The following is a 25,878-nucleotide window of genomic DNA, read 5'->3' as shown; positions in this document are numbered from 1 at the left end:
TACAGTGACGAAAGAGGGTGTATGCGCAGCAAAAAAAGGGGAAGGGATGATTTCAAATGAAAAAAGGGAAAAAATTCAGCTTCATGTCACTCTCACTTGCAATGACGGTTTTGCTTGCAGCATGCGGTAGTGGAGGTAACGGTAATTCCACCAATACAGTAGATACAGGAACTCCCCCGGATAACGAAGCACCACCTGCTGAAGTCGAAGAACTTACACCGGAAGAAGGAGCCATGCTTACGATCTGGGACGGCGGAGATCAGAAAGGTTTTGTAGAACAGGCAGCCGCTGCTTTTGAAGAAAAGTACGGAGTCAAAGTATCTTACACGGAGCTTGGTGCAGATAAAGCGATGACACAAATGGTTACGGATGGACCTGCTGGTGTTGGTGCTGACATATTTGCGGGTGTACATGATCAGATAGGGCAAGGAGTAACCGCGGGTGTTATTATGCCGAATGACTGGTTTGAAGAAGATATTCGAGCAAGAAACAGCGAGATCGCTGTAAATGCTTTAACTTATGAAGATATTCTATATGGATATCCGAAGTCTGTAGAGACAACGGCTGTATTTTACAATAAGGATCTGATCGACGCAGTTCCCGCCAATTGGGATGGAATTAAGGAGTTTGCAGCTACCTTTAACGATACAAAAGCCAATAAGTTCGCCATTATGTGGGATGTAGGGAACGGTTATAGTTCTTATCCTTTCTTCGGGGGATACGGTGCTTATGTCTTCGGTAATGATGGTACGGATCCAACCGATATCGGACTGAATAGTGAACAAGGCGTAGAAGCAGCTACCTTTCTTCAGTCACTAAAAGAGCTCATGCCACTTAAATCCTCCGATATTAATGGGGATATTCGTAAATCCTTATTTACTTCAGGTAAACTCGCCATGAATATCAGCGGTCCTTGGGATGTAGGTTCTCTGAAAGAAGGCGTTACGAATCTGGGTGTAGGGGTATATCCTGCTCTTCCCAATGGCGATCCCATGAAACCTTTCTCTGGTGTGAAGAGCTATTTTGTAAATGCGTATACAAAGTATCCTAATGCAGCAAAACTGTTTGCTGATTTTATTACCAATACAGAAAACCAAATGAAAAACTTTGAAATGACAGGGGCACTTCCGTCGAATACAGAAGCAGCGGCTAGTGAAGTTGTGAAAAACGATGAGATCGCTTCGGCCTTCCTTGCCCAATTTGAGAACTCGATTCCGATGCCTTCTATTCCTGCAATGGCTCAGTTATGGTCTCCAATGGAAGCCGCTCTGTCCGACTTGTGGAATAACGGTAAGGACCCTAAAGCCGTGATGGATAACGTTGTAGAACAAATGAAGAGTAACATTCAGACCGGATCTTAAGAAGTTACAAATTTATCGTTCTAATGAGTTGAATTGATTCAAATAGCAGATAAAAAGAAGCCACCGACGGGACTTGATTTCTCCGTAGGTGGTTCATCACCATTTTGCGGAAGGAAGGGCTGGGAACATACGATGAGTAAAGGACAATCCCCCACCATGATGTCAACCGGCAAACCGCAATCCGCCGGAGCTAGCCATGCCCGTAACGGGACCATACTTTCAGCATTGTTTATGGGACTTGGACAATTTTATCACCGTCAGTGGGTGAAAGGTGCCATTTTCATGCTTGCTGAGGTCATTAGTATTTATCTCATCATTGCACAGTTTGGAGCGAACCTATGGGGACTCATAACACTGGGTGATACCCCTTCTCGAATGGAGAAGGTAGGCAGACTCTATCAGAACGTCCCTGGGGACCACTCTATTTTTATGATGATTTACGGACTTGCTGCGTTGATCTATATCGTGCTGTTCGTATTATTCTATATTGGTAACATCCGGGATGCTCGGGTAATCGGTCAGCTTCGGGATGAAGGGAAAGAAGTACCTTCTTTCCGGGATACCACTAAGCATCTTCTTGATAAAGGTTTTCCTTATCTACTGCTTTCCCTACCAACGATCGGCGTATTATTTTTCACGATTCTTCCGATTATGTTCATGATTCTCATGGCCTTTACCAATTACTCTGCGCCGGATCATATTCCGCCAAAGAACCTGGTAGACTGGGTTGGATTTGAGACATTCAAAAGCCTCTTTACCCTGAAAGCCTGGAGTAAAACGTTCTATGGTGTTTTGACCTGGACTATTATATGGGCTGTCGTAGCTACAGTGACTACTTATTTTGGCGGTATACTCGTCGCGCTCCTGATTCAGCAGCATGGTATTCGCTTTAAGACGATGTGGCGTACGATCTTTATACTTCCTTATGCAATTCCGCAATTCATCTCTTTGCTTATCATGAAAAATATTCTGAATTCCCAGTTTGGGCCCATTAATCAGTATCTCGGTATGCTGGGGCTAGGGCAGGTTCCATGGCTTAATGATCCGTTTATGGCGAAGGTGACTGTCATTCTCGTCAACATGTGGATCGGGATTCCAGTATCTATGATTCTAGTGCTCGGGGTATTAACGGCCATTCCAAAAGATTTATATGAAGCTGCTGAAGTAGACGGGGCTTCTGGATTCCAAAAATTCCGCAACATCACGATGCCATTCGTTCTGTTCCAGACCGCACCCATTCTGATTATGCAGTTTGCTGGGAATATCAATAACTTTAACGTGATCTTCCTATTAACAGGCGGTGCTCCTGCGAATGGGGATTATGCGTTTGCCGGAAGTACGGATTTGCTCGTTACTTGGCTGTACAAACTGACGCTGGATAATCAAAGATATAACTTTGCCTCTGCGATCGGAATTCTTATTTTCTTAATCATTGCCTCGTTCTCAATCTACAACTATCGTAGAAGCCGTTCGTTTAAAGAGGAGGATATGATTCAATGAAAAGAAAAAAGAGAATTAAGCTTACTTTCAGCTATATTTTGCTGATACTCATAGCGATTGTATGTATCTATCCCGCTTTGTGGATTGTGATGTCTTCCTTTAAGGTAGGGGACTCATTGTATAGTGAGACCATTATTCCTGAAAAATTCACTATACAGCATTATGTAGATCTCTTTAAGCCTCAGGCGGACAAGGATATTCCTTTCTTGAAGTGGTACGGAAACACACTGAAGATTGCAGTCACAAGTATGATACTCGGAACGATCATTCAAGTGCTCACGGCATATGCGATGTCTCGTTTCCGTTTTAAGGGACGTAAAACAGCGATGTCCGTCATTCTTATTCTAGGTATGTTCCCTGGATTTATGAGCATGATCGCCGTATACGTTATGTTGCTGCAGATGAACCTGCTTGATTCGCCGCTCGCGCTGATCCTGGTATACACATCCGGTGCGGCACTCGGAATGTTCGTAGCCAAAGGATTCTTTGATACCATTCCCAGAGCGCTCGAAGAGTCGGCTTTACTCGACGGAGCAAGTCATATGCGAATCTTTGTTAGTATTATTCTGCCGCTCTCGAGACCCATTATTACGTATATCTCACTCATGACTTTCAGCGGTGCGTGGGTTGACTTTATCTTTGCAAGGCTAATTCTTCGGTCACGCGAAAATTGGACACTTGCTGTTGGACTTTATGAACTCGTAAACAGTTATTCCAGTACGGAATTCACTTTGTTTGCTGCGGGTTCCGTTCTCGTAGCCGTACCCATCACACTTCTCTATATGTTCTTGCAGCGCTTCCTCGTTGATGGGCTGACAGCAGGCGCAACGAAAGGGTGATACCTATTCTTAAGGATAAGTTCGCTTGGAAAAAATGGATGGGTGCTAGCATATTGATATGCTCCTTGTGCCTTACAGTGGCCTGCAGTGATGCAGACGAGAATGGGGACAGAACCGATCCTCAGAAGCAGCAAGAACCAGATCGTACACAGGGGCAGGCGGATCCGCCTGCTTCTAACGGTTCTGATTCTGCCGCTGTTATCGATGAACAGCCAGGCCGGGTATATTATGAAATCTTTGTTCGATCTTTTTATGACTCAGATGGCGATGGCATTGGAGATTTAAATGGCGTTACAGAGAAGCTGGATTATTTAAATGATGGGAAACCCGGAGGTGACGATCTCGGAGTAGAAGGAATATGGCTTATGCCCATTAACCCGTCACCAAGTTATCACGGATATGATGTCACGGACTACTACGAGGTTAATCCTGAGTATGGAACGATGGAAGATTTACAGCATCTATTAGAAGAAGCACACAAGCGCGGGATGAAAGTCATCATGGATCTGGTCATTAACCATACGAGCACAGAACATCCTTGGTTTGTGGAATCTGCTTCATCTTTAGACAATACACAACGTGCTTGGTATAAATGGGCAGAAGATCTGAATATAGATCCATCTGGACTTAGTGCTGCAGGCAGCGGCCCGGCATGGCATGAGAAGAATGGAAATCATTATCTTGGAACCTTCTGGAGCGGTATGCCGGATCTGAACTTTGATCAGGAGGCCGTGCGAGAAGAGATGAAGAAGATCGGAAAGTTTTGGCTTGAACAAGGTTTTGATGGATTCCGTCTGGATGCAGCAAAACACATCTACGAGGATTTACAGAGTGATCGCAGTCCCGAAACCACTTCTAAAAATGTAGCATGGTGGCAGGAATTCCGAACAGCGATGAACGAAGTGAAAGAAGATGCTTATATTGTAGGGGAAGTATGGGAGAATTCCCCGGTATCTATTGCTCCTTATTTAGAAAATGCATTTGATTCCAGTTTTAACTTTGGACTTGCCGATCAAATTATTCGCACAGTAAGCAGTGAGCAAAACGGCGGTTTCTTGATTCAATGGAACCGCAACTATGAGCTTTTCGCCGAGAAATCACAAGGTCAATTTGTGGATGCGATCTTCCTTGCCAACCATGATCAGAACCGTGTGATGAGTCAGCTTAGCGGGAATAAAGACCATGCACGTATGGCCGCAGCTATCCTGCTGACGCTACCGGGTAATCCATTCCTTTATTACGGGGAAGAGATTGGGATGAAGGGCTCAAAACCGGATGAAGAAATCCGGGAGCCTATGCTGTGGAGTAAAAACAGTAACGGCAGCAAGGGACAAACGACTTGGGAGACGGCAAAACATAATCTGGATGATGATTCTGTGAATGTAGAAGCTCAGCTTACAGACCCTTCATCGCTTTTATCCCAGTATCGAAATGTAATTGAGTGGAGAACAGGAACAGCAGCGTTGCGAGATGGTGCTGTAGAAAATTATTCTGTAGAGGATGATCAAGTTCTTTCTTATATAAGAGCAACGGCAAGTGAGCAAGTACTGGTTGTTCATAATTTATCTAGTGAAGCGAAAGAAGTAAGCTTGTCTGAAAAAGAGCCTCATTTCTCTGCACTATTGCATCAGTCGGATGATCAAGCCAGTTTCCAGGATGGTACAGTAAGCCTTCCTGCATATAGTACAGTCATATTGAAGTAAGAAAAAACCTTGTCTCCAGTCTTGGAGGCAAGGTTTTTTGTGATGATTAGAAACACTGGATATATAAAATTTGCCATGTAGGAAACGCTTGAATGATCGGATTGGGCTGCGTTTGCAGGAACACAGTAACCGCAGGATTAGTGAAGAGTACAATGCCTAAACGAATGGTGAGGTTAAAAGGGTTAGGGCCTGTAATGATGACAGCCCAGCGATTTGTACAGAATGGGAGCGACCAAGGGAATCGTGCGCTTCGATATTCGGCGAGCTGAGATTCTGAGTCCAACTCGGTAAGTTCTACCTCGTTATCTTCCTCCCTGGGACCACCAAGACCCGGCAAAATATTCCCGAGAATACTGCCGGGATTTGAAAGTCCGCCAGGACCCAAAAGGCCGCCTATTCCTGGTGTCGGACCTAAGGGGCCAAATGGGCCTCCGCCTGGAAATCCGGGGAACCCGCCTGGCCCACCGCCTGGTCCACCGCCTGGTCCACCGCCCGGCCCACCGCCCGGCCCACCGCCTGGTCCACCGCCCGGCCCACCGCCCGGCCCACCGCCCGGCCCACCGCCTGGTCCACCGCCCGGTCCGCCACCGGGACCACCACCGGGACCACCACCCGGTCCACCACCAGGGAACCCGCCAGGAAAACCACCCCCACCCGGTATCTGCCAAGGTGATCCGCCGGGGCCCATTTGCTGACCAGATTGTGCAACAAGCGTCTGGGCCTGCGCTGGATTAGAAGTTAACAATTGATAATGCTGCAAAGCTTGGAATGGCGGGGAAGGCAGTGACCCTAGAAGATTTGCAGGAACGGCCTGCGTTGCACCCGGTGTAGCCGTTAAACTCCCGATATTTATGGAGCCTAATAAAGATTGGAGCAGAGCACTTCCTCCCTGACCAGGTGTCAGTGGAGTAGGTGAAGGAAATGTGGAAAAAGACAAAACAATCAACTCCCATTCCGAATAATGGTTCATAGCCTATGGTCATATATATGAACTGCGAATGGGATGGGTGCATCAGGGTGTAATGAAGTTCCAAAATGCAGAAGCAGCCGGCGAAAGATCTTTTCTTCTATATAAATACGTGCAGAGTCTAGTATCTTGTTCTTCCAGACCCGGAATGGGCATCGAGATGATGTTGGCTGAGGTAGAGGAGAGCATACTCGCAGGTAAAAAGGTAAACGCATTCCCTAAAGAAACGGTCCTCAGCGCTGCTTGCGGTGTAGCCGCAGATACCCTTTTCCATAAATGAATATTGGTTTGTTCTGTAAATTGTTCTGTATATTTGCCAAGTAATCCTTGGCTTTCATAGTCAACGAATAAGATTTGAGAGAGATCACTGGGTTTAACAGAATCGCTCATTAACAGAGGATGATCCTTTGCTGATACAAGCACGAGCTGATCTTGCTGCAATAATACATAATCACTCGATTCCGGTTCCTGAGGGAGGGGCTGTTTTTCGGTACGTGCCAGTAAAAAAGAATCCTCTGCATTTCCTTCTCCAGACGAATCTCCGATTAAGCTGTTTCTCACCGTAATTCCTGGATATTCTGATGCGAAACGACTCATCAACTCAGGCAAAACATTTTCAGCTGCAAGTGAATCGGCATGGATTAGAACATCCCCTTGTCCAAGCGAACTGAATTGCTGAACTGTTCGTTTAACGGTATCGGTAAGCGCAAGAATTTGTTTGGCATGAGGGAGGATAGCCCTTCCTGCATCGGTTAACATCATTCTTCCTTGCTGAGCGCTGTATATGGGGACGCCCATGTCTTTCTCTAAGCTTTTCATATGGAAAGAAACCGTTGGCTGCTTCATTTGAAGTTCTCTAGCGACATCCGTTACTTTATTGTAACGATCAATGAGAACGAGGATTTGAAATTTGATTACATTCATATTCATTGGGGGGGACCTCACTTCTGTTCATTCATTTTACAAACGATATATAGAGGATAGGAAACGATCAAAGAGGACAACCTCTAGTACAAATACTTCTATTCAATTTTCCTGTTATAGATTAATTATATCAAGTCATAGAAAAAATATATACATATTTAATAGCACGTTTACAAAACATAAATTTTATATTGATGCACTGGATTTACAATAAACACATAGTCAAACGTGGTAAACAAATAAACACCACACACAATTTGGGGGAGGACAACCTAACATGTTCAAGAAAGCGAAAAAATTTCCTTTACTTATGACAACACTTGCAATGACTGTCGTACTAGCCGCTTGCGGTTCGGGCTCAGATACGGCTGGTTCTACAGATAATAAATTAAGCGGATCAATTCTTGCTGTTGGATCTTCAGCACTTCAACCGTTGGTTGATCAAGCGGGACAAGATTTTATGGCAGTGGAAGGAAATGAAGAGATTACCGTACAAGTACAAGGCGGCGGTAGTGGAACAGGACTTACTCAAGTTGCTGACAAACAAGCCGATATCGGTAACTCCGATGTATTCGCAGAAGAAAAATTAGATGCTGAACAAGCGAAAAATTTGGTTGACCATCAAGTCGCTGTTGTAGGGATGTCTGTTGTAGCGAATAAAAATGTAGGTGTTGATGACCTGACTCAACAACAATTGGTTGATATCTTCACTGGTAAAATCACGAACTGGAAGGAAGTTGGCGGAGCAGATCAAAAAATTGTTATCGTTAACCGTCCAGCAAGTTCCGGAACTCGTGCTACTTTTGAAAAGTATGCTCTAGGTCAAAGTGCTCCTGAATTACAAGGATCGATTCAAGAAGATTCCTCAGGTACCGTTAAAAAAATCATTACGGAAACACCAGGTGCTATCGGCTACCTAGCTCTGTCTTACCTTGATGATAGCATTGCGGCTATTAAATACAATGGGGTAGAAGCTACCGTGGAGAACATTCAAACAGGTGAATATGCGGTATGGGCTTATGAACATATGTATACAAATGGCGAGCCAAATGAAGTGGTAAAAGCTTTCCTTGACTACATGCTGTCTGATGACATTCAAAAAACGTATGTCGTAGACTTGGGTTACATCCCTGTTAGCGATATGCAAGTTGTGCGTGACGCGGAAGGTAATATTACCGAGAAATAAGATAAAGTACAATTTTCAAAGAATGAGATATAGATCGATAAGAGGCGGGCTGAATTGTTGCTCGACCTCTTTCGTTCGGTTTTTAGATGAGATACAGAATTATACTAAAATGATTTAAAAAGGATGGTTCTTGATGAGTGTAGCGAACACGGATCATGCGCACAAACCTCGCCCGAAACGGGAAAAGCATTATTATGAAGATTGGATCGGTAAAATATATACGTCCATCTGTGTAGTCTTTCTTATTGTAGTTATTATATCGATTGTCTTTTTTGTTGCTTCCAAAGGCTTAACTACTTTTATGAAAGATGGAGTGAGTCCATTAGAGTTCTTTACATCCGGAACTTGGAATCCAACAGGGGATGAACCTGCCTATGGCGCACTTCCGTTTATCGTAGGTTCCTTTACAGTAACAATTCTTGCTGCACTGATTGCAAGTCCTTTAGCATTATGTGCCGCTTTATTCATGACTGAGATTGTACCAGGTAAAGGAAAGCGAATCCTGCAGCCAGCCATTGAACTCTTGTCTGGTATTCCTTCTGTTGTTTATGGATTTGTTGGACTTACCGTCATTGTTCCACTGATCCGTTCGATCTTTGGAGGTACTGGGGTCGGTATTTTAGCAGGCTGTCTTGTGTTATCTGTCATGATTCTTCCCACGATTACAAGTATTATGGCAGATGCCATTACTTCTCTGCCTGGTGGTCTTAGAGAATCTTCCTATGCACTGGGTGCAACTCGCTGGCAAACCATAACAGGTGTAGTTATACCTACGGTACTGCCTGCGCTCTTAACAGGGGTTGTTCTCGGAATGGCACGTGCCTTCGGTGAAGCACTTGCGGTACAGATGGTTATTGGTAACGCACCGCACGTTCCAAATTCACTTTTGGAATCTGCATCAACACTCACAAGTGTAATTACACTTAGCATGGGGAATACAGCTTCAGGTTCTGTTCATAATAATGCGCTATGGAGTATGGCACTTGTGCTTCTTCTTATGACCTTTATCTTTGTATTACTTGTTCGCTTGCTTGAAAGGAGAAATCGGGTATGATGAAGCCAAAAACAGTCGATCGAATTGCTACTGGGGTTATCGTTACCTTTGCACTTGCGATTGTGGCCATCCTGGTAGGTCTTCTTGGATTTATTATTTTCCGCGGAATTGGACATATCAGTTGGGATTTCCTAACTAGCAAACCACAAAATTTGCGGGCAGGTGGCGGGATTGGACCACAGCTATTTAACTCTATATACCTTCTCATCCTTACCCTGATTATTACGATCCCGCTTGGATGGGGAGCCGGAATTTATATGGCTGAATATGCGAAACCAGGTAGAATTACAAACATGATTCGCTTGGTCGTTGAGGTATTATCCTCCTTTCCGTCCATCGTTATCGGTCTTTTCGGTTTGCTGGTTCTCGTAAATACGTTTGGTTTTGGATTTTCTTTGCTGTCCGGTGCACTTGCACTTGCCGTATTCAATCTGCCGCTTATGGTTCGGACAACCGAGCAAGCTTTCCGTTCCGTTCCTAAAGCACAAAAAGAGGCTGGACTTGCTCTTGGTTTATCGAAGTGGAAGATTATCACTTCCATCCTGCTTCCTGTAGCTTTGCCAGCGATGATTACAGGAACGATTCTTGCAGCGGGCCGGATTTTTGGTGAAGCAGCTGCTCTGATGTTTACTGCAGGAATGAGTAGTCCGCCGCTCGACTTTACGAATTGGAATCCGTTCAGTGAGAGATCTCCGCTGAATCCGATGCGCCCTGCAGAGACACTTGCCGTACACATCTGGAAGGTAAATAGTGAGCAGCTTAAACCGGATGCTGCTGAGATCGCAGCGGGTGCTTCTGCTGTTCTCGTGATTATGGTTCTGCTATTTAACTTATTCGCTCGCTGGCTTGGACGATTTGTATATCGCCGGATGACTGCTGCGAAACGCATGAACTAATTGTTTTTTGTATATAGGGAGGTACAGCTGTAATGGCACAACAACCATTTAGTACAGAGGATCTAAGTGTTTTTTACGGGGAAAAAGAAGCGGTAAAAAAAATCAGTATGGAGTTTCCTGAGAATACGGTAACGGCACTGATTGGTCCTTCGGGATGCGGAAAATCCACCTTTCTTCGTTCATTAAATCGCATGAATGATGAGATTGCGGGTGCTAGAGTTACAGGTCATATATGGATGAACGGAAAAGATCTGAATGCACCGGGGACTGACGTAATCAAACTACGCCAACAAATCGGAATGGTGTGGCAGAAGCCGAATCCTTTTCACAAATCGATCTATAATAATATCGCGTTCGGACCCAAGTATCGTGGAGTAAAGAATAAGAAGCAACTCGATGAGATTGTGGAGAAAAGTCTGCGCCGTGCAGCGCTATGGGATGAGGTAAAAGATCGGCTTAAAGATTCAGCCCTGGCACTATCTGGTGGACAGCAGCAACGTCTATGTATTGCTCGTGCATTATCCGTTGAGCCGCAAATTCTTCTGCTCGATGAGCCTGCTTCTGCACTCGATCCGGTATCAACAGGGAAGATCGAGGAACTCATTACAGAACTTAAAAAAGAATTACGTATCGTCATCGTGACTCATAACATGCAGCAGGCAGCACGGATTTCAGATTATACCTCGTACTTCTACATGGGGAATCTGATTGAACGTGATGTCACAGAAAAGATTTTCTCAAATCCGGCGAACCAGTCTACTCAAGAATATATTATGGGACGTTTCGGTTAAAAATAGATTTTAGTAGCTAACAATTTCAAAGGGATATGAAGACATGGCAAGGCCAAGGTTACCTGGAATAGGTGACCTTGGCCTTGTTGCCATATCATCTATATGATCATTGTTCATTCGTGCTTAGTTCTTTCGAGCTCTAGCTTGTCCGCCTTTGCGGCCTGCTTCTTCACGGCTCATTTTACCGTTATTACCATCGTTGTTTCCGCGAGATTGCCCGCCTTTGCTGCCAATCTCTTGGTAGAACTCTTTGTCATGGTTTTTAGCAGTAGCTTCTCCGCCTTTTTCACCAATCTCTTGGTAGAATTCTTTGTCATGGTTTTTGGAAGTCGCTTCTCCGCCTTTTTCACCAATCTCTTGGTAGAATTCCTTGTCATGGTTTTTAGAAGTAGCTTCTCCACCCATACGTCCTGCTTCTTCACGGCTCATTTTTTCGTTTTTGTTGTTTTGTGTCATCATTAATCTCTCCTATCTGATTTTGTATTGTAGTGTGTTACATCCTATATTTAACCCCCTCTTCAGGATTAAAACATTTGAAAGAAGTTAGTACTCTTTCTCCGCGCTGCCTCTCCCTCCATTTCACAAAATGGTATAATCTGTTATATTTAGAAATGATTATTCATAGAAACAACGGAAAGAGGCATTCATGATGTTACATAAACGGTATTACCACTTGTGGGGAAGAGGGTTGCTGCTTGGCAGTATTGGGATCTCCCGAGTCGGGGATTTTATCTATCTGATTGCAATCAATCTTCTCATTCTAAATATGACCAGTTCTCCTGCCGCGGTTGCTGGACTGTGGATTATTGCTCCGCTTGCATCCATACTTACAAAGTTTTGGTCTGGAAGTATTGTTGACCGCTATGACCAAAGACAACTTATGATACTCACAAATGTCATTCGGGCAGTGCTTGTAGCCTTGCTGCCTTTATTATCTGATCTATGGATGATATATAGCTGCTTACTGCTTGTCAGCATGGCTTCCTCTATTTTTCATCCTGCTTCACAGGTCTACATTGTTAGACTAATACCGGAAGAAGACCGGAAGCAGTTTAATGCTTTTCAAGGGTTAACCTCTTCTGGTGCTTTTTTAGTTGGGCCTGCCATAATGGGAGTTATGCTTATGTATACAACACCTGATATGGCTATCTATTTGAATGCAGCTTCGTTTTTAATCTCGACTGTGATTCTTCTGTTTCTACCTAAACTTGAGGTGAAGAAGACGGATTCTACTGGCAGTAGAAGCTTAACGATACGGATGGTTGTGAATGACTGGGCAGAGGTGATTAAGTTCAGTCGTATCGCATTTTATGTAATGTTTATATATAGCTTTTATCATTTGATTTTGCTGATCGGGATGGCTTTGGATTCTCAGGAAGTTGTGTTTATCCTCCAAGTATTGGATTTATCTGAGTTGGAATATGGTTTGATCATCAGTTTAACAGGGGCAGGCAGTATGGCAGGAGCTTTTGTCAATTCTTTGCTGGTAAAATGGCTGCCGCTGAAGCATATGATGGGGGGCGGGATGATTCTTGTATCACTGGGATATTTGATTTTCTCGGTATCTGATTCTTTCACGGCAGCCACCCTGGGTTTTGTTCTGCTTGGTTTCTTTTCTTCTTTTGCTAATACCGGGATGATTACATTTTATCAAAATAATGTACCTGCTGAGCTGATGGGCAGAATCACAAGTGTGTTTGGAATCCTGATTAGCTTACTGCAGATTACAGCTATTATTATTTTTGGCGTTGTTGCTGAAATGTTTTCGCTTAGGCTTGTCTATTTGTCCATCTCGGTTGTGCTTACCTTTCTTTCTCTCGTGTTATGGGCAGCAAGCCTGAAGAAATCAGCAACCTCATATTACGAAGAAAAAGTGAATGTGAACCATTCAAGTTGATGCCGCATAGAACGGGTACGCAGCGGGAACAGTAGGGGAAATAAGTAAGAATTAGACGGATAATTACTTAGATGGATCCCTTCGTTTGATGGATGTTAGAGTTCTTATTGACACCGCCAACTTGTTTCAATTAATCTGAGTATTGCTATATTGGTAAGTGGCGAAACATTCAAATACCAAGGACAGAGAAGAGTGATATGCCCTTCTTCTGTCCTTTTTTGCGGGAGATTGCAGGTCATTCGTTCCTATGGTCTTCACGTGTAATACATGCACATGGGGGAGTACAACATGAGATTTAAAGACGTTTTTTCTATCATCGGACCCGCAATGACGGGACCATCGAGTTCCCATACAGCAGGAGCGGTTAAGCTTGGACGAATTGCTCGGCAGTGGCTTGGGGAACAGCCAGTCGAAGCAAAAATGACGTTATATGGTTCTTTTGCGGATACATATCAAGGTCATGGTACCGATCTAGCTCTTCTAAGCGGTCTAATGGATATGGCTACCGATGATCCCCGTATCCCTGATGCAGAAGAATGGGCCGAGAAGCTTGGCATGCAGTACGAGATTGTGACCAGCGGACTTCCTGCTGCCCATCCCAATACAGTGAAATTTGAATTAAAGGTAAACGACCAGATCTGTTCCATGATGGGAGCTTCGATTGGAGGCGGCAGCGTAGTCGTATCTCATTTAAATGATTTCCGAGTTCAACTGACGGGGGATTTCCCCGCGCTGGTCCTTCGCCATCTCGATAAAGCAGGGGTCATTGCTTCGGTTACTTCCATCATCAGTGAGTCGGGAGTTAACATTGGCTTTATGCAGGTAGACCGAAAAGCAAGAGAGGGCGAAGCATTAACTGCGATGGAGCTGGATACCGTTCCTTGTCCTGAGGTACTGACGAAACTTATTCAGCTTCCAAATGTGCTGGATTGTAAAGTAATCGATTTGAAAAAGGGGCTAATGTAAGGATGCGTTTTAAACATCTAAGAGAACTTCATGCCATTTGTACCGAAGAAAACAAGACACTTGGTACCTTAATGATTGAAGAGCAAGTGAAGGAAACAGGCACTTCTGAGACGGAAGTGGTTCAACAAATGACTGATTATTACGAGATTATGAAACAAGCCGTTCATAAAGGAATGACGGAAGATACAACTTCCCGCAGTGGTCTCACTGGCGGAGATGGTCAGCGTGTTCGAGACTATTTGCAAAATAATCAAAGTTGTTCAGGAGATGCTTCCGCTCTTGCCATGGCATATGCACTCGGCGTATCTGAAGTGAATGCATCCATGGGGCGAATTGTTGCGACTCCTACAGCCGGCTCGGCTGGAATTATTCCCGGTGTGTTTCTTAGTGCACAGGAACGGTTTGGCTGGAGCGATGAGCATATGGTGAATGGACTGTTTTGTGCCGGTGCGATTGGATATGTGATCGCGAATAACTCCTTTATTTCAGGCGCAGAAGGAGGTTGCCAGGCTGAAGTGGGTTCGGCTATCGGAATGGCAGCCGGTGCGATGGTTGAGCTGCGCGGAGGAACTCCTGAGCAGGTTGTTCATGCAGTAGGGATTGCATTGAAAAATACATTGGGGCTGATCTGTGATCCGGTAGCAGGACTTGTTGAGATTCCATGTATTGTTCGTAATGGCTTAGGTGCGGTAACTGCACTGGCGGCGGCAGATATGGCACTGGCAGGTGTAAGAAGTGCGATACCTTCTGATGAAGTGATCGATGTGATGCTGGAGGTGGGCAGTGCGATGCCAAGTCGCCACCGGGAAACAGCGCAAGGTGGTCTTGCTCAAACGCCGACAGGACGGAGGATTACTGAAAATTTAGCTAAGCCCAAGAAAACCACGCAAGACACAAAAGATAGTGACAAAGAAAAATAATAACTAGGGGTAACGAAAAAAGCCGGAAGACGAAACGATGAAAGTTTCGCCTTCCGGCTTTCTATATATAGAATTGTTTTGATTCTAATCGCAAAGAAGATTATTTGTTCATCAGTTCTCCAAGCAATTTGATCGAGTGGAGTCTCGCCTGATGATCATAGATTGGTGTAGTCATCATGAACTCGTCTGCACCCGTTTGAGCAAGGAAACGTTCGAGCTGTTCCCGAACACTGTCTTGACTGCCAATCACCGAATAGCTGAGCTGGTTTTGGACGATCGCTTTCTCTTGCATGTTCCAATCAAGTTCTTCCACCGGCGGCTGCATGAGTCCAAAACGTCCCCGGATCATATTTAGGAATTGTCTCTTATGTGAAGTGGATAAGTAATGAGCCTCTTCATCCGTATCAGCAACAAAAGCGTTTAGAGCAACCATAGCATAAGGCTTGTCCAGCACTTCAGATGGTCTGAAGCTTGACCGGTAAATATCAAGCGCAGGCAGTAAGTAATCTGGAGCGAAATGGCTCGCAAAAGAGAAAGGGAGACCTTTTCGTCCGGCAAGTTCTGCACTGAAACCACTCGAACCAAGCAGCCAAATTGGAATATCTAAGTCACGTCCAGGATAGGCATGAACTTGCATAGACGAACTGGATGTCGGATGGAAGTAATTCTGTAGTTCTTCAAGACGCTGCGGAAAATCTTGTCCGTCACTGCCAGGTCCTCGGCGCAAGGCGCGGGAGGTCAGCTGATCAGAGCCGGGTGCGCGGCCAAGTCCAAGATCAATCCGTCCAGGAAATAGAGATTCGAGTGTACCGAACTGTTCGGCAATCACAAGTGGAGCATGGTTAGGGAGCATTACGCCTCCGGAGCCGACGCGAATTCGTTTGGTTCCGCCAGCGATATGGCCGATGACAACCGAAGTAGCTGAACTTGCGATCCCCGGCATGTTGTGATGCTCTGCTAGCCAGAATCGGTTATATCCCAATTCATCGGCTAGTTTTGCAATATCCAGGGAATTTTGCAGTGCCGTCTGGATGTTAGAGCCTTCCGTAACCGTGGCTAAGTCCAGGATAGAGAAAGGAATATCTTTTAACGATTTGCCTTGTGTTTGTGATTCGGTATTCATGTGTGTACCTCCTGTACGCTAGGATTGTTTCTTCCTATATATAAGTCATTTGTGAATATGTAAATCGTAATCTGACTATTATAACATAAAATCTAGATATATATATGTATATGTGAAAGAAAGTAAGTAAAGTGGAGGGGATATTAAAATTGTGGTTAACGGTCAATAAATTAATTTAGATGTAGCTCCTCAGATGGTCAATCTGGAAACCAGATGCTAGTGTCTTCCAGAAAGCTGATCTACATGGGTAAAGCTATATCCAAAATTCCTACTTTATCTAAAGCCTCTAATACTAGAAGGTTGTGGCACAATGATGGATAGCCATACGATCAAGCCTACGGGCCATTTAATAGTTTAAGAGTACATTGAATATGGTTTGATGAGATGTGGGGCGTATTTTGCATGAATAACGTGTCTCAGATTCTATAGAGATAATCGCAACACGCAAACAGGCCAAATAAGACGTCTCATGTTCGTTATGCCAATCCCACTCCGGTATATTCATGAAAATTCAACTTTTGCTCTTCTGGTAACAACAGCCTATATCCGTTCAATGAGTCACTGTTCACTTAGGGTGGATAGGGTGACTATATTCCTGTTTTTGGATGTTTAAATACTTGGCAGGAATAGATGGTCTATAATGAATTCTACTTATTTGGAAAAAAGAAGGAGGTTACTTGGCGTGTAGGTCCTGATTACGGAAAATAACGTACGATATCTAACGGTGTGCCGTAGAAATCGATTTTCTTTGGCTAATATAAGAAAAGAGCCTCAGAAAGAGGCTCAGCAACCTTATTTCTATTATTGAATTAGCTCTTCGGGAACGCCAACAGTGACGACTTCAAATGTCTTATAGTTAATAAGGAGAAACACTTCTGTATCCGTATCTTCTGTCAAATGTCCATAGAGCCCCACGTCCGTCCCGAGATCGGGAGGATTAAACTTGTGGCGCGTAAATTCAACGTTGAGATCGTATTTTTCTTTAAAGTACATTTTTCCTGCTTCCATAGCTTTGTTAACAGCTTGAGCATCTTCGCGAGAATTAGACATGGAGCTACAACCTCCCATAATTAGGACAAAACAAACAAAAATAAATATGATCAGAGACTTACTTTTTAGTATAGTGTCCACTCCTTATATCTATCATGATATGGGTATATTACTATATTTTAAATTTAAGAGTAAATATAGGAGGTAGAATTTTTTTTGAAAACCTACATTTCAGATGAGACGTACATGAAGTTTTCCAAGCTTGCATATCAAGACGTTCCGGAGGGATTTGTTCTCCCGGAATTGGAACCTTGGAAAGTTGTCGAGCCTGACGGTGCCGAGTTACATAACAAAGTTTCAGGTTTCGATGCCTTGGTGCTTCAAAATGAACAAACCGACCAGATCGTCATTGGTTACCGCGGAACTGAACCGGATGGAAACTGGCTTGATATCGTAGTCGATTACGAGACTGACGTGTTCGACGTTCTTGGCGGCCGAACACGCCGACTGGAGGATGCGGTCACGGACCCGGACCATCACAACATATTCAAAAAAAGCTTTATCGAAGCGATCAAGGACGACATCGAATGGGAGAACAACCAGTTTCACCAAGCGGAAGTGCTCTACGAGAAAGTGAGCCAGACGTATCCTGATGCGAGCATTTCGTTGACGGGGCATTCACTCGGTGGCGGATTGGCGCAATACGTGGCAGCACGTCAGGATCTGTCGGCCATGACTTACAGCGCACCGAGCGTGACCAACCTGCTGGATGACGTGAGTTGGGCCAAAGTGAATGAGGGATATTACGATGGTAAAGTGGTGAATGTCGTTGATCCCAACGATTCTGTCGGGGCGGGCGGAATTGTCTAGTATGACAGGCACGTTGGGAGCACCTTTTACAGAGGTCAGGATTTCGATTCGGCCAATGCCATGTATCAGAACTGGAAGTTTCAATATCAACTGACGGTTCCTATTCGCTCTTTAGGAGCAAACGCGCCGCTTGTATTATATGACTTTCCGATTAATATCGATCTGGACAAGCTTCAGGTAGGCAATATCTATCGTTTTTTCGATTCCTTCTCCAAAGATGAGGGCAAAGGATACCATTCGATGAATCAATATCGGTTCGACAAAAATGGAAATCTTGTCGGGCCACTCATTAATCGGGCAACAGGCGAAGAGATCGGCATATCACCGCGCTGGACGGCTCATCAAGAAGCACTCGCATCCTTACCGAGCATTGTCAGCGGTGCTGTAGCATCATTGGTCGCAGTTGCGGACAACGCACATGCAGGTGGAGGCAAGATTCAATTAACACCGGAAGAGCTGGCGCAAGCAGCAAGGGAGATGCGGTTTAGCCTGAGCGGATTTTCGAGCGATGCGCAGGCTTCCATTCAGATGTTCCAGACGCATATCTCAACCAGTGAGAGTCAATCGTTCACGCCGATTGCATATAACGCGACGGCAACGCTTCAGCGGATCAACCGCTGGTACCAGGAATCGATTGGCGATATCGCCGAATACATCGAACGCAAACGTGAGGATTTCGTGCTAGCAGACGAGTTCAAATGATAGGAGGAAGGCAACATGGGGAGAATATCCGTATCCTTGTCGGATCTGCAAAGAGCTGTTGCCCAATGCGAGCAGTTGCAGGAGCGCTTGAGTAGCAAACTAGAATTAATCGCTCTAGTAGGAGGTTATATTATGATTTTAAGTGAACTTTGGCGTCATTATGAAGCAGACAAGCGAATTCAGGGGTTTAGCCCAAATACATTGAAAGCATATGCTTTACAGCTCAGGATGTTGGTTACAGATCTTGGGGATATAGATATCTCCGAAGTAACTCTTAACCTATTGAAGGGATATCTAGCAAAGCAATCCAATCGATTAAAGCCTAGTAGTCTAGGGCACCGCATCCGTTTTGTACGATCCTTATTCCGTTATGCATATGAGGAAGCCTATTTACCGACAAACCCTTCATTTAAATTACGTGAGCCCAAGATGGAAAAGCGAATTCCTAAGTTTTTGATGGAGGAAGATGTAATTCATCTAAAGATTTCTTGTCAGACTCATAGAGAAAGAGCTCTACTAGAATTTCTCTACAGCACGGGTTGCCGGATTGGAGAGGTTGAGAAATTAAATACGGAGGATTTGAACTTGGAGAATTGCTCTGCCATTGTAAATGGGAAGGGTTCAAAGCAAAGAGAAGTTTACTTCACCACGGAGTGTAAAGTATGGTTGAAGAAGTATTTAGCAAGTCGAGAAGACTCCTGCAAAGCCTTGTTTGTGACGGATACCCATCCTGTTAAGCGAATGGCCATACCAACGCTAAGGTGGGTATTAAAGAGATTGGCAGATCGAGGAGCCGTGGAGGCTAATGTGTATCCCCATCGATTCCGACATACTTATGCATGCCAGCTGCTTGATAACGGGGCACCATTAGAATTTATTCAAGGTATGCTGGGTCATGAAAAATCCTCAACTACGCAAATCTATGCTCAGCTTCGTGGAGAGCGTCGGAGAGAATTGTATCGTCGGTTTTTTTAGCAACAGAGGCAGATTATATGTAAGAGATCCAACCCGAATTATTCCACTAAGATAAAAATAATACCAAGATAAGACTATCCTTTGCAATGAGCCCTTAATAAAAAAGAAAAGACTGCTGTAAAGACAGCAGCCCTTAATAAAACGTATATTATTCCGCTTTTACGAGGATCTTAACTTGGCTCTTCTCTTTTAGCAAACCTTCAAAACCTTCCTCAATCACATCATCAAGTTTAATACGTTTTGTTACCAATTTGTCAGCAGGGAAGTAGCCTTTCTCCATAAGGCTGATTACCGCTGGGAATACATCACGGTATCCGATAATGCCGGAGATACTGCGTTCTTGCATGACAATTTTATTAGGCTGAATTGGTGCTTCTTTTTCAAAAATGCTGACGATCATGAGTTCGCCGCCAATTCGAACAGCTTCGAGTGCTTGTTCGAGTACAGGCGGCACACCTGTCACTTCAAATACGACATTAGCACCGCCATCTGTTAAGCGGTGGATTTCTTCCACTACATCAGGAGTTTCTTTCGGATTAATAACTTGTGCTCCAAGTTCTGTTGCTTTTGCACTGCGCTCTGCAGAGAGCTCCACAGCATAAATTTCAGAAGCACCAGATGCTTTTAGCGCCTCGATTACGAGTAGTCCGATTGGACCGGCACCGAAGACAACGGCTTTGTCGCCAACTTTCAGTTTGCTTTGACGGACTGCATAAAGAGCAACGGCGGAAGGTTCCACCAAAGCGCCTTGTTCATAGGAAACGGTATCTGGAATTTTGTGAACGATATGCTCATCCGCAGCAACATATTCAGAGAAACCGCCTCCGCCGCCGGCAAGACCGAGGAAGCCCATTTTGTCACAGAGGTTGTATTTACCTTGGCGACATGCTGTACATTGACCGCAGTTAAAGATCGGTTCAACAACGACGCGGTCTCCTTTTTGCAGACGGGTTACGCCTTCTCCAACTTCAACGACTTGTCCAGAAAATTCATGACCCATGACAACAGGCGCTTGTTCTCCCGTAATCGGATGAGGTTTGTCAGCTGGAATAAAGATTGGACCCGCCGTATATTCGTGCAAGTCGCTGCCGCAAATCCCGCACCACTCGACTTTGATTTTTACTTTCCCAGGTAGAGCTTTTGGTTCCTCGATTTGTTCCACTCGCAGATCTTTCACACCATGCCATCTAAGCGCTTTCACAACGAATCATCTCCTAAATAGAAAAGTTAGCTTGCAAGCAAAATCCATAAAGCAGCCTGCTGTTTTTCAATTATGTTCTTCATGTATTGCTCTACTTCCAAGAAATATCGCTTCGCATGATGTCCTCAAAACAATATTTTTGGGAAACGTTTCCGATTCAAATATGTCATATAATTTATATAATGTCAATTTCAAAATCCCTTCTCGCGAGATATATAAGTTGATTCCAATCTAAAGCAAGGTAAGAAAATGGCTCTATCTCACGATGATTGATCTGGAGGATATCTTGATAAGATAGCAGCTGTGATATAATAAAAATAGAATCCTACTTCATCTAGGAAACAGGAAACGATTCCAGTTCAAAGAGAGGTTGCCGAGTGCGTGAATAATAATAAAGATCAGAAAATTACGATAGAGGATGTAGCTAAAAAAGCGGGGGTTGGAATAGCGACCGTCTCGCGGGCTATTAATAATACAAGCGGCATCAGTGCCAAGACAAAGGCGAAAGTGCTGGAAGCCATTGAAGAGCTTGGGTTCACCCCGAACACTTCGGCACAAAGTTTAAAAGTACGCCATACCCACCAGATTGCACTTGTGGTATCCGATATTCGCAATGCGATTATGCCGGAGATTGCTTGGTCTGTAGAGCAGACGGCCAAACATTATGGATATCGTGTAGTCCAAATCAATACTTCAGGAAATGCGAGAGCGGAGCTTGAAGCAATTCGCGAAGTGAAAAAACTCCATGTAGACGGAATGATTATTCTTCCGCTTGCTTACCCCAAAACGCTTGGAGATCTGATTAGTAAGTCTCCTGTACCGATATCTATTATAAATTATGGAAAAAAGCTAGGCCCTGAATATAAGGCAGATATTGTGTGTATGTCCAAGCAGGAAGGGAACCTTGTCATGGAGCATCTGCTGAAAATGGGACGGACGAGAATTGCTTATGCCGGAGCAGCCAAAGATATGATCGAAGAGCGGTATTTTGCCTATGAGCGTGCGCTTCCGCAAGTTGATATTTCATTAACTTATTTCGGGGATGACTTTTCACTTCAGACCGGGATGGAGGCAGCTAATTATTTTTATAGTCTTAAGGAAATGCCGGATGCGGTCTATGCCTGTAACGATATGATTGCGATTGGGATGGTGAATCGTTTCAAGGAACTAGGCGTGCGTGTTCCCGAGGATGTAGCTATTGTGGGGATTGATAATAATTCGTGGACGACACTTACATCCCCTCAGATTAGTTCAGTTACGATCTTAGGCGATGAGTGTGCTCGTCTTGCTACGGAACTGCTCATTAAGCGAATTAAGGAGAACAATCAGGCTCCCTATGAGAAAGTAGAGTTTGAACCAAGACTGATCGTGAGAGAATCCAGTGTATCGATGAAAAGAACTCCTTTACAGTAAAAAGACGAAGAGAATTCTCCTCGTAAGTGGGAAAAATAAAATGATAAACAGGGAGTCGCGCAAATTGCGGGATTCTTTTCTTTTTTTCTGAAATTTCGAATTCATATTCAGTTCATTATTTTTCGGTATGATTTAGGTTTCTCACAGTTAGAATACATCTAGTAAAATACATAAATTTCAGCTCTCAAAGTAAACTTTAGGTTTACACGGGGGATGCTGATGAGACAGGCTTGACTTAAAAATGGGTATTATTGATTTTCTTTGATCAATGTGATGAAACTGACGGTTTCATCTTTAGTTGCTTCAGCTATATATGAATCATAGGGAGGACTTTTATATCATGGCTAAAATTTTGGTGGTAGACGATGAAGCTCATATTCGAGAACTCATTGAATTATTTCTGAAACGGGAAGGTTTAGATGTCTACCAGGCAAAGGATGGAGAAGATGCGCTTAACATGCTTGATTCCATGAAGCCGGATCTTGTAATTATCGATATTATGATGCCGGGTATGGACGGCTGGGAACTATGCGGTCACCTAAGGGCATGGAGCGATATTCCGATTCTTATGCTTACGGCTAAGGGAGAAACCGAGGATAAAGTGAAAGGTTTTGAACTTGGTACAGATGATTATATGGTTAAACCTTTTGCACCCCAAGAGCTGGTCGTAAGAGTAAAGGCTCTGCTCAAAAGATACCGGGTCTCCATGGATCAAACGGTAAAAGTAGGGAGACTTACACTAGATCGTCCTTCGTTCCAAGTGATATCGGAACATTCTTCTGTGACACTGCCTCTTAAGGAATTTGAACTGCTCTATAAACTGGCCAGTTATTCAGGCATTACCTTTACGAGAGAGCAGCTCATTGAAGATATTTGGGGGCTTGATTACGAGGGAGACGAGCGAACGGTAGATGTTCACATTAAAAGACTGCGGGAACGGTTTCCTGATCATCAGACGGGTTTTCGGATTGTCACGATTCGGGGGCTTGGATATCGGCTCGAGGAACTTGTATGATTCGCAGTTTGTATGTGCGGGTTGTTCTTACTTTTATTGCAGTCACTGTTATTAGTTTATTAATTTCATCATTCATCGCTTTTCGCTGGTTTGAAAAGGATGTAAACCGCGATATGTCTGCTGAACTGATGAAAGAAGGAGCGAAAGTACAGCAGTTGTATGATGCATGGCAGCCGGAAGACTTATCTGTATTTGTTGAGCAGACTTCAAGCCTCATACGGGAGCTCCATATTACACTGGTTGGTCCAGATGGACAAACGATAGATAGTGAAGATAAGGGACAGAATCCACCAATCAAAAAGGGGAATTATGCGGAAGAAGTGGACACGGTACTGAGCGGAGCAAATGCGATTATCCAGGAGGAGAGCCAACAAGGAGGTCCCATGCGCCCGGTTGCGATTGGTGTACCTTTACAAACGACAGAAGGGGTATACGCCATGTTCTTACAGCCTAATCTAAAACCGCAGCGTGAAAATTTTAGGCGAAATAATACCATGATTAATTTGACATCTTTGCTTGTCGGCAGTTTTCTTATCCTGATGGCTTCGCGTTTTCTCGTAAGCCCGCTGAAGAAGATGACCAGTGCCACAAGGCAAATTGCCCGCGGCGATTTTAGAATCAACCTTCGTATGAAACGCAGAGATGAGATTGGGGAGCTGGCAGAGAGCATTCAGCTTATGGCGAGTGAACTCGGTCAACTGGAACAGATGCGTAAAGATTTTGTATCAAATGTATCTCATGAAATGCAGACACCGCTTACTTCCATCCACGGTTTCTCGCAGGCGCTCACGATTAGTGAACTTAGTGATAAAGAGCGGATTCGGTACGCAAGTATTATTGAAACGGAAAGCGAACGTTTATCCAGGCTCATTCGCAATTTGCTGAAGCTGTCATCTCTTGATTCAGACAAACATCCTTTTCATATCGAAGCATACAGGCTTGATCGTCAGCTGAGAGACGTCATTTTAACTTTGGAACCGATATGGACCAGCAAGTCGATCACCTTTCATCTTCATTTGCAGGAGCTCGTAATTCAGGCAGATCGAGATCAGCTCAGTCAGGTATGGACTAACCTGATTCATAATGCACTGAAGTTTTCTTCCGAAGGAGGCAGCATCGAAATTTCAATGACCCGAGAACGAGGCTATGCGGTTGTTGCGATTAAAGATGATGGAGAAGGGATGGCTAAAGAAGATTTACAGCGGATCTTCGAGAGATTTTATAAAGCCGATGTTTCTCGTAATCGCTACGAAGGCAGCGGACTCGGATTATCGATTGCGAAGAAGATTATTGATCTTCATGAGGGCCGAATTCAGGTGGAATCCGAGCTTGGAGTTGGGACGACTTTTAGAGTGTATCTTAGACTGTAACAAGGGATTTCATATAGGGTGATATCTTATAGGGAAGGCCTCCATCATTCATACTCAGTTCATAATGATTCCGTATAGTGACCTATAAGAATCATAGGGGAGTGAGAGAGGTAATGGATGGGCAGGTCATGTATTCTATCGTGGTTCCCGTATATAACGAGGAAGAGATAATCCAGGTTACGTACAGCCGGCTAACGAAGATTATGGAGCAGACGGGACAACCGTATGAACTTATTTTTGTGAATGATGGCAGCACAGATCACACGATGGATATTTTGACACAGGCTGCTCTGATCGACTCCTCCGTTCGGGTTATCGAATTCTCACGTCGTTTTGGTCAGCAAATGGCACTAACAGCAGGAATGGATGCTGCAAAAGGGCAGGCAATTATTGTTATGAATGCGGACCTGAAAGATCCGCCGGAACGAATCCACGACATGATCAAACTATGGAATCAAGGGTATGATGTCGTAAATGCTAAACGAAGAGAACGCGGGAATGATACAGGAAGGAAACGAGTGCCAGCAGCTGTGTACAACCGTATCCTGAAAGGTTTGACGAATAATAATGTTCCTGTAGTTCCAGATGATTTCCGGCTGATAGACCGGAAGGTGAACGAAGCGCTGAAGTTGTTTCGGGCAAAGAATCGAACCCTTCGGGGGCTCGTCAGCTGGGCAGGCTTCAGACAGTTTGAGCTTGAATATGATCAAGAGGAACAGAATGCAGGGCAAACCAAGTATCCATTACGTAAAAAGATACAATTAATAGTGAAAAGTATAACCTCTTTCTCTGATAAACCTCTCAAAATTGCATCATATGCAGGGGGGTTCATCTTCTGTATGAGTTTTGTCAGCTTGCTAGTAACCCTATGCTTACCACTGTTCACAAATATCAAGGTAGCTGGGTGGGTATGGCTCCTACTGGTCACTCTCTCGCTTAATGGGATTATGATGATGATCCTCGGAGTAATGGGAGCGTACATGGTTAGAATTTACGATGAAGCAAGGGACAGACCTTTATATATTGTGAGGGAGAAGATAGGGTTTGATGAGCGGGGAAGGAGCCAGCCAGTAGAAGTGGATCATACTCCAAAAGTTGAAAACGATGAACTTTCTGATGCTCTTCCTTCTTTTAGCGATACCTCCTCTTATCATAGATAACAGTGCCAATCACTGTATAAGCATATATAGAAAAGACCCTAAATAAGATGATCTG

At 44.2% G+C, this 25,878-nt stretch carries 24 protein-coding genes; 18 read left to right on the top strand and 6 right to left on the bottom strand.

The genetic code is table 11. The annotated features are described in order from the left end of the window. Positions 1 to 56: 56 nt before the first annotated feature. The 4 genes from KJS58_RS13655 (at position 57) to KJS58_RS13640 (ending at position 5,403) form a co-directional block, all read left to right on the top strand. A complete protein-coding gene (locus KJS58_RS13655; RefSeq protein ID WP_213533042.1) occupies positions 57 to 1,361 on the top strand; it encodes a sugar ABC transporter substrate-binding protein in 1,305 nt (434 codons plus the stop codon). 159 nt (positions 1,362 to 1,520) lie between these two features. Further along, on the top strand, positions 1,521 to 2,861 hold the full coding sequence (locus KJS58_RS13650; protein WP_213533221.1) for a carbohydrate ABC transporter permease: 1,341 nt from the start codon (positions 1,521 to 1,523) through the stop codon (positions 2,859 to 2,861). After that, positions 2,858 to 3,700 carry a sugar ABC transporter permease gene (locus tag KJS58_RS13645; protein ID WP_213533040.1) on the top strand — a complete coding sequence of 281 codons (843 nt, stop codon included), beginning with the start codon at positions 2,858 to 2,860 and terminating at the stop codon, positions 3,698 to 3,700. Before KJS58_RS13650 ends, KJS58_RS13645 begins: the two co-directional genes overlap by 4 nt. A gap of 77 nt (positions 3,701 to 3,777) precedes the next feature. Next, positions 3,778 to 5,403, top strand: coding sequence for an alpha-amylase family glycosyl hydrolase (locus KJS58_RS13640; RefSeq protein WP_249717287.1), 1,626 nt, complete (start codon positions 3,778 to 3,780; stop codon positions 5,401 to 5,403). A gap of 46 nt (positions 5,404 to 5,449) precedes the next feature. On the opposite strand, the gene KJS58_RS13635 is transcribed toward KJS58_RS13640, so the two are convergent. Beyond that, positions 5,450 to 6,340 carry a hypothetical protein gene (locus KJS58_RS13635; RefSeq protein WP_213533038.1) on the bottom strand — a complete coding sequence of 297 codons (891 nt, stop codon included), beginning with the start codon at positions 6,338 to 6,340 and terminating at the stop codon, positions 5,450 to 5,452. 75 nt (positions 6,341 to 6,415) lie between these two features. Then, on the bottom strand, positions 6,416 to 7,300 hold the full coding sequence (locus KJS58_RS13630; protein ID WP_213533036.1) for a LysR family transcriptional regulator: 885 nt from the start codon (positions 7,298 to 7,300) through the stop codon (positions 6,416 to 6,418). 271 nt (positions 7,301 to 7,571) lie between these two features. Here KJS58_RS13630 and KJS58_RS13625 point away from each other — a divergent pair, with 271 nt between their 5' ends. From KJS58_RS13625 to pstB, 4 genes are all read left to right on the top strand, one after another. Beyond that, entirely contained in the window at positions 7,572 to 8,480 is a 909-nt protein-coding gene (locus KJS58_RS13625; RefSeq protein WP_213533034.1) for a phosphate ABC transporter substrate-binding protein PstS family protein, read from the top strand. A gap of 133 nt (positions 8,481 to 8,613) precedes the next feature. Beyond that, entirely contained in the window at positions 8,614 to 9,534 is a 921-nt protein-coding gene (gene pstC / locus KJS58_RS13620) for a phosphate ABC transporter permease subunit PstC (RefSeq protein WP_191799990.1), read from the top strand. Further along, positions 9,534 to 10,430, top strand: a complete 897-nt coding sequence (gene pstA / locus KJS58_RS13615) for a phosphate ABC transporter permease PstA (RefSeq protein ID WP_191800333.1) — start codon at positions 9,534 to 9,536, stop codon at positions 10,428 to 10,430. Before pstC ends, pstA begins: the two co-directional genes overlap by 1 nt. A 32-nt stretch (positions 10,431 to 10,462) precedes the next feature. Next, on the top strand, positions 10,463 to 11,221 hold the full coding sequence (gene pstB / locus KJS58_RS13610) for a phosphate ABC transporter ATP-binding protein PstB (RefSeq protein ID WP_213533025.1): 759 nt from the start codon (positions 10,463 to 10,465) through the stop codon (positions 11,219 to 11,221). 123 nt (positions 11,222 to 11,344) lie between these two features. Here pstB and KJS58_RS13605 read toward each other — a convergent pair whose 3' ends face one another. Next, on the bottom strand, positions 11,345 to 11,677 hold the full coding sequence (locus KJS58_RS13605; RefSeq protein WP_213533024.1) for a KGG domain-containing protein: 333 nt from the start codon (positions 11,675 to 11,677) through the stop codon (positions 11,345 to 11,347). A 190-nt stretch (positions 11,678 to 11,867) separates the two neighbouring features. Between KJS58_RS13605 and KJS58_RS13600 the strand changes: the two genes are divergently transcribed. From KJS58_RS13600 to sdaAA, 3 genes are all read left to right on the top strand, one after another. Beyond that, positions 11,868 to 13,118 (top strand): MFS transporter, encoded by a 1,251-nt coding sequence (locus tag KJS58_RS13600; protein WP_213533023.1) that lies wholly within the window; start codon positions 11,868 to 11,870, stop codon positions 13,116 to 13,118. A 288-nt stretch (positions 13,119 to 13,406) separates the two neighbouring features. After that, a complete protein-coding gene (sdaAB, locus tag KJS58_RS13595) occupies positions 13,407 to 14,084 on the top strand; it encodes an L-serine ammonia-lyase, iron-sulfur-dependent subunit beta (RefSeq protein WP_213533022.1) in 678 nt (225 codons plus the stop codon). Between the two features lie 2 nt (positions 14,085 to 14,086). Beyond that, on the top strand, positions 14,087 to 15,004 hold the full coding sequence (gene sdaAA / locus KJS58_RS13590; RefSeq protein WP_213533021.1) for an L-serine ammonia-lyase, iron-sulfur-dependent, subunit alpha: 918 nt from the start codon (positions 14,087 to 14,089) through the stop codon (positions 15,002 to 15,004). Positions 15,005 to 15,104: 100 nt separating this feature from the next. Here the strand turns inward: sdaAA and KJS58_RS13585 are convergent, their stop codons facing one another. Both KJS58_RS13585 and KJS58_RS13580 read right to left on the bottom strand, forming a co-directional pair. After that, positions 15,105 to 16,127 (bottom strand): LLM class flavin-dependent oxidoreductase, encoded by a 1,023-nt coding sequence (locus KJS58_RS13585; protein ID WP_213533020.1) that lies wholly within the window; start codon positions 16,125 to 16,127, stop codon positions 15,105 to 15,107. 801 nt (positions 16,128 to 16,928) lie between these two features. Further along, entirely contained in the window at positions 16,929 to 17,177 is a 249-nt protein-coding gene (locus KJS58_RS13580; protein WP_213533019.1) for a hypothetical protein, read from the bottom strand. A gap of 156 nt (positions 17,178 to 17,333) precedes the next feature. On the opposite strand from KJS58_RS13580, the gene KJS58_RS13575 reads away from it, so the two are divergent. The 3 genes from KJS58_RS13575 (at position 17,334) to KJS58_RS13565 (ending at position 19,664) form a co-directional block, all read left to right on the top strand. Next, the gene (locus KJS58_RS13575) at positions 17,334 to 17,987 is read left to right on the top strand and encodes a Tle-like phospholipase domain-containing protein (RefSeq protein WP_213533018.1); all 654 of its coding nucleotides are present in this window, start codon (positions 17,334 to 17,336) and stop codon (positions 17,985 to 17,987) included. Positions 17,988 to 18,047: 60 nt separating this feature from the next. Continuing rightward, positions 18,048 to 18,689 carry a hypothetical protein gene (locus tag KJS58_RS13570; RefSeq protein WP_213533017.1) on the top strand — a complete coding sequence of 214 codons (642 nt, stop codon included), beginning with the start codon at positions 18,048 to 18,050 and terminating at the stop codon, positions 18,687 to 18,689. A 132-nt stretch (positions 18,690 to 18,821) separates the two neighbouring features. After that, a complete protein-coding gene (locus KJS58_RS13565) occupies positions 18,822 to 19,664 on the top strand; it encodes a tyrosine-type recombinase/integrase (protein ID WP_213533216.1) in 843 nt (280 codons plus the stop codon). A gap of 148 nt (positions 19,665 to 19,812) precedes the next feature. Here the strand turns inward: KJS58_RS13565 and KJS58_RS13560 are convergent, their stop codons facing one another. After that, positions 19,813 to 20,865 carry a 2,3-butanediol dehydrogenase gene (locus KJS58_RS13560; protein WP_213533016.1) on the bottom strand — a complete coding sequence of 351 codons (1,053 nt, stop codon included), beginning with the start codon at positions 20,863 to 20,865 and terminating at the stop codon, positions 19,813 to 19,815. Between the two features lie 381 nt (positions 20,866 to 21,246). Between KJS58_RS13560 and KJS58_RS13555 the strand changes: the two genes are divergently transcribed. The 4 genes from KJS58_RS13555 (at position 21,247) to KJS58_RS13540 (ending at position 25,823) form a co-directional block, all read left to right on the top strand. After that, a complete protein-coding gene (locus KJS58_RS13555; RefSeq protein WP_213533015.1) occupies positions 21,247 to 22,278 on the top strand; it encodes a LacI family DNA-binding transcriptional regulator in 1,032 nt (343 codons plus the stop codon). Positions 22,279 to 22,618: 340 nt separating this feature from the next. Further along, on the top strand, positions 22,619 to 23,293 hold the full coding sequence (locus KJS58_RS13550; RefSeq protein WP_213533014.1) for a response regulator transcription factor: 675 nt from the start codon (positions 22,619 to 22,621) through the stop codon (positions 23,291 to 23,293). Further along, positions 23,290 to 24,663, top strand: a complete 1,374-nt coding sequence (locus KJS58_RS13545) for a sensor histidine kinase (RefSeq protein WP_213533013.1) — start codon at positions 23,290 to 23,292, stop codon at positions 24,661 to 24,663. Before KJS58_RS13550 ends, KJS58_RS13545 begins: the two co-directional genes overlap by 4 nt. Before the next feature lie 113 nt (positions 24,664 to 24,776). Continuing rightward, positions 24,777 to 25,823, top strand: coding sequence for a glycosyltransferase family 2 protein (locus KJS58_RS13540; protein WP_213533012.1), 1,047 nt, complete (start codon positions 24,777 to 24,779; stop codon positions 25,821 to 25,823). Positions 25,824 to 25,878 lie beyond the last annotated feature (55 nt).

It is taken from the genome of Paenibacillus sp. J45TS6 (assembly GCF_018403285.1).
In the GTDB taxonomy this organism is placed as follows: domain Bacteria; phylum Bacillota; class Bacilli; order Paenibacillales; family Paenibacillaceae; genus Paenibacillus.
Note: the sequence above shows the minus strand (reverse complement) of the source record. Positions and strands in the feature narration are given on the sequence as shown.

Coding starts and splice junctions, on each gene's coding strand:
- KJS58_RS13645 (WP_213533040.1), top strand. CDS start 2,858: ATGAAAAGAAAAAAGAGAATTAAGCTTACTTTCAGCTATATTTTGCTG.
- KJS58_RS13650 (WP_213533221.1), top strand. CDS start 1,521: ATGTCAACCGGCAAACCGCAATCCGCCGGAGCTAGCCATGCCCGTAAC.
- KJS58_RS13655 (WP_213533042.1), top strand. CDS start 57: ATGAAAAAAGGGAAAAAATTCAGCTTCATGTCACTCTCACTTGCAATG.
- KJS58_RS13550 (WP_213533014.1), top strand. CDS start 22,619: ATGGCTAAAATTTTGGTGGTAGACGATGAAGCTCATATTCGAGAACTC.
- KJS58_RS13625 (WP_213533034.1), top strand. CDS start 7,572: ATGTTCAAGAAAGCGAAAAAATTTCCTTTACTTATGACAACACTTGCA.
- KJS58_RS13565 (WP_213533216.1), top strand. CDS start 18,822: ATGATTTTAAGTGAACTTTGGCGTCATTATGAAGCAGACAAGCGAATT.
- sdaAB (WP_213533022.1), top strand. CDS start 13,407: ATGAGATTTAAAGACGTTTTTTCTATCATCGGACCCGCAATGACGGGA.
- pstB (WP_213533025.1), top strand. CDS start 10,463: ATGGCACAACAACCATTTAGTACAGAGGATCTAAGTGTTTTTTACGGG.
- KJS58_RS13630 (WP_213533036.1), bottom strand. CDS start 7,300: ATGAATATGAATGTAATCAAATTTCAAATCCTCGTTCTCATTGATCGT.
- KJS58_RS13545 (WP_213533013.1), top strand. CDS start 23,290: ATGATTCGCAGTTTGTATGTGCGGGTTGTTCTTACTTTTATTGCAGTC.
- KJS58_RS13570 (WP_213533017.1), top strand. CDS start 18,048: ATGTATCAGAACTGGAAGTTTCAATATCAACTGACGGTTCCTATTCGC.
- KJS58_RS13540 (WP_213533012.1), top strand. CDS start 24,777: ATGGATGGGCAGGTCATGTATTCTATCGTGGTTCCCGTATATAACGAG.
- KJS58_RS13605 (WP_213533024.1), bottom strand. CDS start 11,677: ATGACACAAAACAACAAAAACGAAAAAATGAGCCGTGAAGAAGCAGGA.
- pstC (WP_191799990.1), top strand. CDS start 8,614: ATGAGTGTAGCGAACACGGATCATGCGCACAAACCTCGCCCGAAACGG.
- pstA (WP_191800333.1), top strand. CDS start 9,534: ATGAAGCCAAAAACAGTCGATCGAATTGCTACTGGGGTTATCGTTACC.
- sdaAA (WP_213533021.1), top strand. CDS start 14,087: ATGCGTTTTAAACATCTAAGAGAACTTCATGCCATTTGTACCGAAGAA.
- KJS58_RS13585 (WP_213533020.1), bottom strand. CDS start 16,127: ATGAATACCGAATCACAAACACAAGGCAAATCGTTAAAAGATATTCCT.
- KJS58_RS13600 (WP_213533023.1), top strand. CDS start 11,868: ATGATGTTACATAAACGGTATTACCACTTGTGGGGAAGAGGGTTGCTG.
- KJS58_RS13580 (WP_213533019.1), bottom strand. CDS start 17,177: ATGTCTAATTCTCGCGAAGATGCTCAAGCTGTTAACAAAGCTATGGAA.